Origin of the sequence: Phytobacter sp. V91, assembly GCF_965644225.1 — a bacterium.
GTDB lineage: Bacteria > Pseudomonadota > Gammaproteobacteria > Enterobacterales > Enterobacteriaceae > CBFFRJ01.
In genome coordinates, this window is record NZ_CBFFRJ010000056.1 from 1 (window position 1) to 12,464 (window position 12,464).

The 12,464-nt window shown below is 52.0% G+C and carries 9 protein-coding genes; all 9 read left to right on the plus strand.

Translation table 11 applies throughout. The annotated features are described in order from the left end of the window. The coding region (locus ACSZO4_RS13095) for an elongation factor Tu (protein WP_072269979.1) at positions 1 to 111 on the plus strand (111 nt) is incomplete at its 5' end. Between the two features lie 227 nt (positions 112 to 338). Then, positions 339 to 722, plus strand: a complete 384-nt coding sequence (secE, locus tag ACSZO4_RS13100) for a preprotein translocase subunit SecE (protein ID WP_437889413.1) — start codon at positions 339 to 341, stop codon at positions 720 to 722. A gap of 1 nt (position 723) precedes the next feature. Beyond that, complete coding sequence (nusG, locus tag ACSZO4_RS13105; protein WP_002438628.1) at positions 724 to 1,269, plus strand: transcription termination/antitermination protein NusG; 546 nt, start codon at positions 724 to 726, stop codon at positions 1,267 to 1,269. Between the two features lie 149 nt (positions 1,270 to 1,418). Beyond that, positions 1,419 to 1,847, plus strand: coding sequence for a 50S ribosomal protein L11 (rplK, locus tag ACSZO4_RS13110; protein WP_437889414.1), 429 nt, complete (start codon positions 1,419 to 1,421; stop codon positions 1,845 to 1,847). Positions 1,848 to 1,850: 3 nt separating this feature from the next. Beyond that, complete coding sequence (gene rplA, locus ACSZO4_RS13115) at positions 1,851 to 2,555, plus strand: 50S ribosomal protein L1 (RefSeq protein ID WP_437889415.1); 705 nt, start codon at positions 1,851 to 1,853, stop codon at positions 2,553 to 2,555. Positions 2,556 to 2,846: 291 nt separating this feature from the next. Next, positions 2,847 to 3,344, plus strand: coding sequence for a 50S ribosomal protein L10 (rplJ, locus tag ACSZO4_RS13120; RefSeq protein WP_007704673.1), 498 nt, complete (start codon positions 2,847 to 2,849; stop codon positions 3,342 to 3,344). Between the two features lie 66 nt (positions 3,345 to 3,410). Further along, a complete protein-coding gene (gene rplL, locus ACSZO4_RS13125) occupies positions 3,411 to 3,776 on the plus strand; it encodes a 50S ribosomal protein L7/L12 (protein WP_437434178.1) in 366 nt (121 codons plus the stop codon). A 320-nt stretch (positions 3,777 to 4,096) separates the two neighbouring features. Next, complete coding sequence (rpoB, locus tag ACSZO4_RS13130) at positions 4,097 to 8,125, plus strand: DNA-directed RNA polymerase subunit beta (RefSeq protein ID WP_437889416.1); 4,029 nt, start codon at positions 4,097 to 4,099, stop codon at positions 8,123 to 8,125. A gap of 76 nt (positions 8,126 to 8,201) precedes the next feature. After that, positions 8,202 to 12,425: a DNA-directed RNA polymerase subunit beta' gene (gene rpoC, locus ACSZO4_RS13135; RefSeq protein ID WP_437889417.1), complete on the plus strand. Its 4,224-nt coding sequence runs from the start codon at positions 8,202 to 8,204 to the stop codon at positions 12,423 to 12,425. The last annotated feature ends 39 nt before the right edge of the window (positions 12,426 to 12,464 follow it).

The window sequence follows — 12,464 nt, forward strand, 5'->3', positions numbered from 1 at the left end:
ATGGTTGTTACCCTGATCCACCCAATCGCGATGGACGACGGTCTGCGTTTCGCAATCCGTGAAGGCGGCCGTACTGTAGGCGCGGGCGTTGTTGCAAAAGTTATCGCTTAATCGCTGATAACATTTGACGCTATGCGCAAGAAAAGGGCATCATTTGATGCCCTTTTTATACGCTTTCGAATCAGAACCTGGCTCATCAGTGATTTTTTTCTCATAATCATTGCTGAGACAGGCTCTGTAGATAGCGTTAAGTCCGAAATGCGAAAAAGCTTTTCGGTTTGGTTGCCTCGCTCATGCGGGGCAAAAATGTTTGTCTGATTCTTGTAACAGGTTGGTTTATGAGTGCGAATACCGAAGCTCAAGGGAGCGGGCGCGGCCTGGAAGCGATGAAATGGGTTGTTGTTGCTCTACTGCTGATTGCGGCTATTGTTGGCAACTACCTCTATCGTGACATGATGCTACCGGTGCGTGCGCTGGCCGTGGTGATTCTGATTGCTGCAGCGGGTGGTGTCGCGCTGTTAACGACAAAAGGTAAGGCAACCGTTGCTTTTGCCCGTGAAGCGAGAACTGAAGTACGTAAGGTCATTTGGCCAACTCGCCAGGAAACATTGCACACCACATTGATCGTAGCTGCGGTAACTGCGGTTATGTCACTTATTTTGTGGGGGCTGGATGGTATTCTGGTTCGCCTCGTTTCCTTTATCACTGGCCTGAGGTTCTGAGATGTCTGAAGCTCCTAAAAAGCGCTGGTACGTCGTGCAGGCGTTTTCCGGTTTTGAAGGCCGCGTAGCAACATCGCTGCGTGAGCATATCAAATTACACAATATGGAAGAGTTGTTTGGTGAAGTCATGGTGCCGACCGAAGAAGTGGTCGAAATCCGTGGCGGCCAGCGTCGCAAAAGCGAACGTAAATTCTTCCCAGGCTACGTGCTGGTTCAGATGGTTATGAACGACGCGAGCTGGCACCTGGTACGCAGCGTACCGCGCGTTATGGGCTTCATCGGTGGTACTTCCGATCGTCCGGCACCTATCAGCGACAAAGAAGTTGATGCGATCATGAACCGCCTGCAGCAGGTGGGTGATAAACCGCGTCCGAAAACGCTGTTCGAACCGGGTGAAATGGTCCGCGTTAGCGACGGTCCGTTTGCTGACTTTAACGGTGTGGTTGAAGAAGTCGATTACGAGAAGTCTCGTCTTAAAGTGTCTGTTTCAATCTTCGGTCGTGCGACCCCGGTTGAGCTGGACTTTGCTCAGGTTGAAAAGGCCTAAGCAGGCGATCAAAAAAGCGACGATTTAACCGTTGCACAAGGCGCGAGATTGGCATACAATTTCGCGCCTTTTGTTTTTATGGGTTCAGCCCGTAAAACGTATTTAACCGGGGAGCCTTCGGGCGTTATTACCCAAACGAGGATTTTACAATGGCTAAGAAAGTACAAGCCTACGTCAAGCTGCAGGTTGCAGCTGGTATGGCGAACCCGAGCCCACCGGTTGGTCCGGCTCTGGGTCAGCAGGGTGTTAACATCATGGAATTCTGTAAAGCGTTTAACGCCAAAACTGATTCCATGGAAAAAGGTCTGCCAATTCCGGTTGTTATTACCGTTTACGCTGACCGTTCTTTCACTTTCGTTACCAAAACGCCTCCGGCAGCAGTTCTGCTGAAGAAAGCTGTTGGTATCAAGTCTGGTTCCGGCAAGCCGAACAAAGACAAAGTGGGCAAAATCTCCCGCGCTCAGCTGCAGGAAATCGCTCAGACTAAAGCCGCGGACATGACTGGTGCTGATATTGAAGCGATGACTCGCTCAATCGAAGGTACTGCACGTTCCATGGGCCTGGTAGTGGAGGATTAAGAAATGGCTAAACTGACCAAGCGCATGCGCGTGATCCGTGACAAAGTTGATGCAACTAAACAGTACGACATCAACGAAGCCATTGCTCTGCTGAAAGAGCTGGCCACCGCTAAATTCGTAGAAAGCGTAGACGTTGCTGTTAACCTCGGCATCGACGCGCGTAAATCTGACCAGAACGTACGTGGTGCAACTGTACTGCCGCACGGTACTGGCCGTTCCGTTCGCGTAGCCGTATTTACCCAGGGCGCAAACGCTGAAGCTGCTAAAGCTGCTGGCGCTGAACTGGTAGGTATGGAAGATCTGGCTGACCAGATCAAAAAAGGCGAAATGGACTTCGACGTTGTTATTGCTTCTCCGGATGCAATGCGCGTTGTTGGTCAACTGGGTCAGATCCTGGGCCCACGTGGCCTGATGCCAAACCCGAAAGTTGGTACTGTAACTCCAAACGTTGCTGAAGCGGTTAATAACGCTAAAGCAGGTCAGGTTCGTTACCGTAACGACAAAAACGGCATCATTCACACCACCATCGGTAAAGTGGATTTTGACGCTGACAAACTGAAAGAAAACCTGGAATCCCTGCTGGTTGCGCTGAAAAAAGCAAAACCAACTCAGGCGAAAGGCGTGTACATCAAGAAAGTTAGCATCTCCACCACCATGGGTGCAGGTGTTGCAGTTGACCAGGCTGGCCTGAGCGCTGCTGCAAACTAATACCTTTACGTGGGTGGTGGATTTGTCTACAATCTTACCCCCACGTTGCTAACGAACGTTAGCAGGTAAAAAGATTTGTTCGTTGGAGCCTGGCCTATCCAGGCCTCCGTCGAAGACCGCAGGTGTTTCGCAAGAAACTTAATCCCCTGCGTAGACGGTGACAGAACGCTAAGATTATTTTTGGATACTCTGGCTTGTTTCTGCTCACCGTATTAAGACGCTTATTCCGTTGGAATGAGTGAAGTGAGTTCCAGAACATTTTGTTCTGGCAAACATCCAGGAGCAAAGCTAATGGCTTTAAATCTTCAAGACAAACAAGCGATTGTTGCTGAAGTCAGCGAAGTAGCCAAAGGCGCGCTGTCTGCAGTAGTTGCGGATTCCCGTGGCGTAACTGTAGACAAAATGACCGAACTGCGTAAAGCAGGTCGCGAAGCCGGCGTATACATGCGTGTTGTTCGTAACACCCTGCTGCGTCGTGTTGTTGAAGGTACTCAGTTTGAGTGCCTGAAAGACGCGTTCGTTGGTCCGACCCTGATTGCATATTCTATGGAACACCCGGGCGCTGCTGCTCGTCTGTTCAAAGATTTCGCGAAAGCGAATGCAAAATTTGAGGTCAAAGCTGCAGCCTTTGAAGGTGAGTTGATCCCGGCATCGCAAATCGATCGCCTGGCAACCCTGCCGACCTACGAAGAAGCAATTGCACGCCTGATGGCAACCATGAAAGAAGCTTCGGCTGGCAAACTGGTTCGCACTCTGGCTGCTGTACGCGATGCGAAAGAAGCTGCTTAATCGCAGTTATCTTTGTAAAGCATCTGCTTACGTATAAACTTATTCTGATTTTCAGGAACAATTTAAATGTCTATCACTAAAGATCAAATCATTGAAGCAGTATCCGCTATGTCCGTAATGGACGTTGTTGAGCTGATCTCTGCAATGGAAGAAAAATTCGGTGTTTCCGCTGCTGCTGCTGTAGCTGTAGCTGCTGGCCCGGCTGAAGCTGCTGAAGAAAAAACTGAATTCGACGTGATTCTGAAAGGTATCGGCGCGAACAAAGTTGCTGTAATCAAAGCAGTTCGCGGCGCAACTGGCCTGGGTCTGAAAGAAGCTAAAGACTTGGTAGAATCTGCACCTGCTGCCCTGAAAGAAGGCATCAGCAAAGACGACGCAGAAGCACTGAAAAAATCCCTGGAAGAAGCTGGCGCTGAAGTTGAAGTTAAATAAGCCAACCTTTCCGGTTGCAGCCTGAGTAATCAGGCTGATGGCTGGTGACTTTTTAGTCACCAGCCTTTTTGCGCTGTAGGGTACCGGTAGCATTTCTCACTGTTTGACTACGGGTTACCTGTTCAATGTTTGTTTCTATCTATGACTTAATATACTGCGGCAGAGCGCATGTTCTGTGTAAACCGCAATGAAATGATTTAAGCGTGATAGCAACAGATATTGCGGAAAGTTTTCTATTTTCCGATCAACAAAATGGTGTTGCATAAACTGTCCATTTGCCGGGCAGAGTGGGTCGACTTGTCAGCGAGCTGAGGAACCCTATGGTTTACTCCTATACCGAGAAAAAACGTATTCGTAAGGATTTTGGTAAACGTCCACAAGTTCTGGACATTCCATATCTCCTTTCTATCCAGCTTGACTCGTTCCAGAAGTTCATCGAGCAAGATCCTGAGGGCCAGTACGGTCTGGAAGCTGCTTTCCGCTCCGTATTCCCAATCAAAAGCTACAGCGGCAATTCGGAGCTGCAATACGTCAGCTATCGTCTTGGCGAACCAGTTTTTGATGTAAAAGAATGTCAGATCCGCGGCGTGACCTATTCGGCACCGCTGCGCGTAAAACTGCGTCTGGTGATCTACGAGCGCGAAGCGCCGGAAGGCACAGTTAAAGACATTAAAGAACAAGAAGTCTACATGGGTGAAATTCCGCTCATGACAGACAACGGTACCTTTGTTATCAACGGTACTGAGCGTGTTATCGTTTCCCAGCTGCACCGTAGCCCAGGCGTCTTCTTTGACTCCGATAAGGGTAAAACCCACTCTTCGGGTAAAGTGCTGTATAACGCGCGCATCATTCCTTACCGTGGTTCCTGGCTGGACTTCGAATTCGATCCGAAGGACAACCTGTTCGTACGTATCGACCGTCGCCGTAAACTGCCTGCGACCATTATTCTGCGTGCGCTGAACTACACCACTGAGCAGATCCTTGACCTGTTCTTTGAGAAAGTTGTTTTCGAAATCCGTGATAACAAGCTGCAAATGGAGCTGTTGCCGGAACGTCTGCGTGGCGAAACTGCCTCCTTCGACATCGAAGCGAACGGTAAAATCTACGTAGAAAAAGGCCGTCGCATCACTGCGCGCCATATTCGTCAGTTGGAAAAAGACGAGATTCAGCACATCGAAGTACCGGTTGAGTACATCGCAGGTAAAGTCGTTTCTAAAGACTATATCGACGAATCTACCGGCGAGCTGATCTGCCCGGCGAACATGGAGCTGAGCCTGGATCTGCTGGCGAAGCTGAGCCAGTCCGGCTACAAACGTATTGAGACGCTGTTCACCAACGATCTGGATCATGGCGCGTACATGTCCGAGACCGTGCGCATCGACCCGACTAACGACCGTCTGAGCGCGCTGGTAGAAATCTACCGCATGATGCGTCCTGGCGAGCCGCCGACCCGTGAAGCAGCTGAGACCCTGTTTGAGAACCTGTTCTTCTCTGAAGACCGCTACGATCTGTCTGCTGTAGGTCGTATGAAGTTCAACCGTTCGCTGCTGCGTGACGAGATTGAAGGTTCCGGCATCCTGAGCAAAGACGACATCATTCAGGTTATGCGTAAGCTGATTGGTATTCGTAATGGTCAGGGCGAAGTCGATGATATCGACCACCTCGGCAACCGTCGTATCCGTTCCGTAGGCGAAATGGCGGAAAACCAGTTCCGCGTTGGCCTGGTACGTGTAGAGCGTGCGGTGAAAGAGCGTCTGTCTCTGGGCGATCTCGATACCCTGATGCCTCAGGATATGATCAACGCCAAGCCGATTTCTGCGGCAGTGAAAGAGTTCTTTGGTTCCAGCCAGCTGTCTCAGTTTATGGACCAGAACAACCCGCTGTCTGAGATTACGCACAAACGTCGTATCTCCGCACTCGGCCCGGGCGGTCTGACCCGTGAACGTGCAGGCTTTGAAGTTCGAGACGTACACCCGACTCACTATGGTCGCGTATGTCCTATCGAAACGCCCGAAGGTCCGAACATTGGTCTGATCAACTCCCTGTCCGTGTACGCACAGACTAACGAATACGGTTTCCTTGAGACTCCGTATCGTAAAGTGACCGACGGTGTTGTAACCGACGAAATTCATTACCTGTCTGCTATCGAAGAAGGCAACTACGTTATCGCTCAGGCGAACTCCAACCTGGATGACGAAGGCCACTTTGAAGAAGATCTGGTTACCTGCCGTAGCAAAGGCGAATCCAGCTTGTTCAGCCGCGATCAGGTTGACTACATGGACGTTTCCACCCAGCAGGTGGTTTCCGTCGGTGCGTCTCTGATCCCGTTCCTGGAACACGATGACGCCAACCGTGCATTGATGGGTGCGAACATGCAACGTCAGGCCGTACCAACTCTGCGCGCTGATAAGCCGCTGGTTGGTACCGGTATGGAACGTGCTGTTGCCGTTGACTCCGGTGTAACTGCGGTGGCTAAACGTGGCGGTCTGGTTCAGTACGTGGATGCTTCCCGTATCGTTATCAAAGTTAACGAAGACGAGATGTACCCGGGCGAAGCTGGTATCGACATTTACAACCTGACTAAGTACACCCGTTCTAACCAGAACACCTGTATCAACCAGATGCCGTGTGTCAACCTGGGCGAACCTATTGAACGTGGTGACGTGCTGGCTGATGGTCCTTCAACGGATCTGGGCGAACTGGCGCTTGGTCAGAACATGCGCGTGGCGTTCATGCCATGGAACGGTTACAACTTCGAAGACTCCATCCTCGTTTCCGAGCGTGTGGTTCAGGAAGACCGTTTCACTACCATCCATATTCAGGAACTGGCCTGTGTGTCCCGTGACACCAAGCTGGGGCCGGAAGAGATCACTGCTGACATCCCGAACGTGGGTGAAGCTGCGCTCTCCAAACTGGATGAGTCCGGTATCGTTTACATCGGTGCAGAAGTCACCGGCGGTGACATTCTGGTTGGTAAGGTAACGCCGAAAGGTGAAACCCAGCTGACGCCGGAAGAGAAACTGCTGCGCGCGATCTTCGGTGAGAAAGCGTCTGACGTTAAAGACTCTTCTCTGCGCGTACCGAACGGTGTTTCCGGTACGGTTATCGACGTTCAGGTCTTTACTCGCGATGGCGTAGAAAAAGACAAACGTGCGCTGGAAATCGAAGAAATGCAGCTCAAACAGGCCAAGAAAGACCTGTCTGAAGAACTGCAGATCCTCGAAGCTGGCCTGTTTGGTCGTATCTACGCGGTGCTGGTAGCCGGTGGTGTTGAAGCTGATAAGCTCGACAAACTGCCGCGTGACCGCTGGCTGGAACTCGGCCTGACCGACGAAGAGAAACAAAATCAGCTGGAACAACTGGCTGAGCAGTATGACGAACTGAAACACGAGTTCGAGAAAAAACTCGAAGCGAAACGCCGCAAAATCACTCAGGGCGACGATCTGGCACCAGGCGTGCTGAAAATCGTTAAAGTGTATCTGGCCGTTAAACGTCAGATCCAGCCTGGTGACAAAATGGCAGGTCGTCACGGTAACAAGGGTGTTATCTCTAAGATCAACCCGATCGAAGATATGCCTCACGACGCTAACGGCACGCCGGTAGATATCGTGTTGAACCCGCTGGGCGTACCGTCTCGTATGAACATCGGTCAGATTCTGGAAACCCACCTGGGTATGGCTGCAAAAGGCATCGGTGAGAAAATCAACGCCATGCTGAAACAGCAGCAGGAAGTCGCCAAACTGCGCGAATTCATCCAGCGTGCGTACGATCTGGGTACCGACGTTCGTCAGAAAGTCGACCTGAATACCTTCTCTGATGACGAAGTTCTGCGTCTGGCTGAAAACCTGCGTAAGGGTATGCCGATTGCAACACCAGTCTTCGACGGTGCAAAAGAGTCTGAAATCAAAGAGCTGTTACAGCTGGGTGGCCTGCCGAGTTCCGGTCAGATCACTCTGTTTGACGGCCGTACCGGTGAGCAGTTCGAGCGTCAGGTAACCGTGGGTTACATGTACATGCTGAAACTGAACCACCTGGTTGATGACAAGATGCACGCGCGTTCTACCGGTTCTTACAGCCTGGTTACTCAGCAGCCGCTGGGTGGTAAGGCGCAGTTCGGTGGTCAGCGCTTCGGGGAGATGGAAGTGTGGGCGCTGGAAGCATACGGCGCGGCATACACCCTGCAGGAAATGCTTACCGTTAAGTCTGATGACGTGAACGGTCGTACCAAGATGTATAAAAACATCGTGGACGGCAACCATCAGATGGAACCGGGTATGCCAGAGTCCTTCAACGTACTGTTGAAAGAGATTCGTTCGCTGGGTATCAACATCGAGCTGGAAGACGAGTAACTCTCGCTCAAACAGGTCACTGGTGTCGGGGTAAAACCCGACACCAGATTGTGCTAACTCCGACGGGAGCAAATCCGTGAAAGACTTATTAAAGTTTCTGAAAGCGCAAACTAAAACCGAAGAGTTTGATGCGATCAAAATTGCTCTGGCCTCGCCAGACATGATCCGTTCATGGTCTTTTGGTGAAGTTAAGAAGCCGGAAACCATCAACTACCGTACGTTCAAACCAGAACGTGACGGCCTTTTCTGTGCCCGTATTTTCGGGCCAGTAAAAGACTACGAGTGCCTGTGCGGTAAGTACAAGCGCCTGAAACACCGTGGTGTGATCTGTGAGAAGTGCGGCGTTGAAGTGACCCAGACTAAAGTGCGTCGTGAGCGCATGGGCCACATCGAGCTGGCGTCTCCGACCGCCCATATTTGGTTCCTGAAATCACTGCCGTCCCGTATCGGCCTGCTGCTGGATATGCCGCTGCGCGATATTGAACGTGTTCTGTACTTCGAATCCTATGTGGTTATCGAAGGCGGGATGACCAACCTGGAACGTAACCAGATCCTGACTGAAGAGCAGTATCTGGACGCGCTGGAAGAGTTCGGTGACGAATTCGACGCGAAGATGGGCGCCGAAGCTATTCAGGCCCTGCTGAAAAGCATGGATCTGGAGCAGGAATGCGAACAGCTGCGTGAAGAGCTGAACGAAACCAACTCCGAAACCAAGCGTAAAAAGCTGACCAAGCGCATCAAGCTGCTGGAAGCCTTCGTACAGTCTGGCAACAAGCCGGAGTGGATGATCCTGACCGTTCTGCCGGTTCTGCCGCCAGATCTGCGTCCGCTGGTTCCGCTGGATGGTGGTCGTTTCGCAACGTCGGATCTTAACGATCTGTACCGTCGCGTGATCAACCGTAACAACCGTCTGAAACGTCTGCTGGATCTGGCTGCGCCGGATATCATCGTACGCAACGAAAAACGTATGCTGCAGGAAGCGGTTGACGCCCTGCTGGATAACGGTCGTCGCGGTCGTGCGATCACCGGTTCTAATAAACGTCCTCTGAAATCTTTGGCCGATATGATCAAAGGTAAACAGGGTCGTTTCCGTCAGAACCTGCTCGGTAAGCGTGTTGACTACTCCGGTCGTTCTGTTATCACCGTAGGTCCATACCTGCGTCTGCATCAGTGCGGTCTGCCGAAGAAAATGGCGCTGGAGCTGTTCAAACCGTTCATTTACGGCAAGCTGGAGCTGCGTGGCCTCGCCACCACCATCAAAGCCGCGAAGAAAATGGTTGAGCGTGAAGAAGCTGTTGTCTGGGATATCCTGGATGAAGTTATCCGCGAACACCCGGTACTGCTGAACCGTGCACCAACCCTGCACCGTTTGGGTATCCAGGCATTTGAACCGGTACTGATCGAAGGTAAAGCAATTCAGCTGCACCCGCTGGTTTGTGCGGCCTATAACGCCGACTTCGATGGTGACCAGATGGCTGTTCACGTACCGCTGACGCTGGAAGCCCAGCTTGAAGCGCGTGCGTTGATGATGTCTACCAACAACATCCTGTCTCCGGCGAACGGCGAACCTATCATCGTTCCGTCTCAGGACGTTGTATTGGGTCTGTACTACATGACCCGTGACTGTGTTAACGCCAAAGGCGAAGGCATGGTGCTGACTGGCCCGAAAGAAGCTGAGCGTATTTATCGCGCTGGCCTGGCCTCTCTGCATGCGCGCGTTAAAGTGCGTATCACCGAATACGAAAAAGATGCAAACGGTCAGTTTGTAGCGAAAACCAGCCTGAAAGACACGACCGTTGGCCGTGCCATTCTGTGGATGATCGTACCTAAAGGTCTGCCGTTCACTATCGTGAACCAGGCACTGGGTAAGAAAGCGATCTCTAAGATGCTGAACACCTGTTACCGTATTCTGGGCCTGAAACCGACCGTTATTTTTGCGGACCAGACGATGTACACCGGCTTTGCTTATGCAGCGCGTTCAGGTGCATCCGTTGGTATCGATGACATGGTCATCCCGGAGAAAAAATACGAGATCATCTCTGAGGCGGAAGCCGAAGTTGCTGAGATCCAGGAACAGTTCCAGTCCGGTCTGGTTACCGCGGGCGAACGCTATAACAAAGTTATCGATATCTGGGCTGCGGCGAACGATCGTGTATCCAAAGCGATGATGGACAACCTGCAAACCGAAACCGTTATTAACCGTGACGGCGTCGAAGAGCAGCAGGTTTCCTTCAACAGCATCTACATGATGGCCGACTCCGGTGCGCGTGGTTCAGCAGCACAGATTCGTCAGCTTGCCGGTATGCGTGGTCTGATGGCGAAGCCGGATGGCTCCATCATCGAAACGCCAATCACCGCGAACTTCCGTGAAGGTCTGAACGTACTCCAGTACTTCATCTCCACGCACGGTGCGCGTAAAGGTCTGGCGGATACCGCACTGAAAACAGCGAACTCCGGTTATCTGACTCGTCGTCTGGTTGACGTCGCGCAGGATCTGGTGGTCACCGAAGACGATTGTGGCACCCTCGAAGGTATCACCATGACCCCGGTTATCGAGGGTGGTGATGTTAAAGAGCCGCTGCGCGATCGCGTACTGGGTCGTGTAACCGCTGAAGACATTCTGAAGCCGGGTACCGCAGACATTCTGGTTCCGCGTAATACGCTGCTGCACGAACAGCAGTGTGACCTGCTGGAACTGAACTCTGTTGACTCCGTGAAAGTGCGTTCCGTCGTATCCTGTGACACCGACTTTGGTGTGTGTGCCCACTGCTATGGTCGTGACCTGGCGCGTGGCCACATCATCAACAAAGGTGAAGCTATCGGCGTTATCGCGGCACAGTCCATCGGTGAGCCGGGTACCCAGCTGACGATGCGTACGTTCCACATCGGTGGTGCGGCATCTCGTGCGGCTGCTGAATCCAGCATCCAGGTGAAAAACAAAGGTAGCATCCGTCTTAGCAACGCGAAATCGGTTGTGAACTCCAGCGGTAAGCTGGTGGTGACCTCCCGTAACACCGAGCTGAAACTGATCGACGAATTCGGTCGTACCAAAGAAAGCTATAAAGTGCCTTACGGTGCGATAATGGGCAAAGGCGATGGTGAGCAGGTTGCTGGCGGTGAAACCGTTGCAAACTGGGATCCGCATACCATGCCAGTTATCACCGAAGTTGCAGGTTTCATCCGCTTCACCGATATGATCGACGGCCAGACGATTACTCGTCAGACTGACGAACTGACCGGTCTGTCTTCGCTGGTGGTTCTGGATTCTGCAGAACGTACCACGGGCGGTAAAGATCTGCGTCCGGCACTGAAAATCGTTGATGCCAACGGTAACGACGTTCTGATCCCAGGCACCGATATGCCGGCTCAGTACTTCCTGCCAGGTAAAGCGATTGTTCAGCTGGAAGATGGTATCCAGATCGGTGCGGGTGATGCTCTGGCGCGTATTCCTCAGGAATCCAGCGGTACCAAAGATATCACCGGTGGTCTGCCGCGCGTTGCGGACCTGTTCGAAGCACGTCGTCCGAAAGAGCCAGCTATTCTTGCGGAAATCACCGGCATCATTTCCTTCGGTAAAGAAACCAAAGGGAAACGTCGTCTGGTTATTACCCCGCTCGATGGCAGCGATCCGTACGAAGAGATGATTCCGAAATGGCGTCAGCTCAACGTGTTTGAAGGTGAACGTGTAGAACGTGGTGATGTGGTTTCCGATGGCCCGGAAGCACCGCACGACATTCTGCGCCTGCGTGGTGTTCATGCGGTTACCCGTTATATCACCAACGAAGTGCAGGAAGTTTACCGTCTGCAAGGCGTTAAGATTAACGATAAGCACATTGAAGTTATCGTTCGTCAGATGCTGCGTAAAGCGACCATCGAAAATGCAGGTAGCTCCGACTTCCTGGAAGGCGAGCAGGTTGAATACTCCCGCGTTAAGATTGCTAACCGCGATCTGGAAGCAAACGGCAAAATTGCGGCAACCTTTGCCCGCGATCTGCTGGGTATCACCAAAGCGTCTCTGGCAACCGAGTCCTTCATTTCTGCGGCATCGTTCCAGGAAACGACTCGTGTTCTGACAGAAGCAGCCGTTGCGGGTAAACGCGACGAACTGCGCGGTCTGAAAGAGAACGTTATCGTGGGTCGTCTGATCCCGGCTGGTACCGGCTATGCCTACCACCAGGATCGTATGCGCCGTCGCGCTGCGGGCGAACTGCCTGCTGCACCGCAGGTGACTGCTGAAGACGCATCTGCCAGCCTGGCAGAGCTGTTGAACGCAGGTCTGGGCGGTTCAGACAACGATTAATCGTTGCTGATTAGCTGACAAGTAAAGCTGCACCCCAAA

Bases quoted from the DNA above. Each gene is read 5' to 3' on its own strand.
- secE (WP_437889413.1), top strand. From the start codon at position 339: ATGAGTGCGAATACCGAAGCTCAAGGGAGCGGGCGCGGCCTGGAAGCG.
- nusG (WP_002438628.1), top strand. From the start codon at position 724: ATGTCTGAAGCTCCTAAAAAGCGCTGGTACGTCGTGCAGGCGTTTTCC.
- rplK (WP_437889414.1), top strand. From the start codon at position 1,419: ATGGCTAAGAAAGTACAAGCCTACGTCAAGCTGCAGGTTGCAGCTGGT.
- rplA (WP_437889415.1), top strand. From the start codon at position 1,851: ATGGCTAAACTGACCAAGCGCATGCGCGTGATCCGTGACAAAGTTGAT.
- rplJ (WP_007704673.1), top strand. From the start codon at position 2,847: ATGGCTTTAAATCTTCAAGACAAACAAGCGATTGTTGCTGAAGTCAGC.
- rplL (WP_437434178.1), top strand. From the start codon at position 3,411: ATGTCTATCACTAAAGATCAAATCATTGAAGCAGTATCCGCTATGTCC.
- rpoB (WP_437889416.1), top strand. From the start codon at position 4,097: ATGGTTTACTCCTATACCGAGAAAAAACGTATTCGTAAGGATTTTGGT.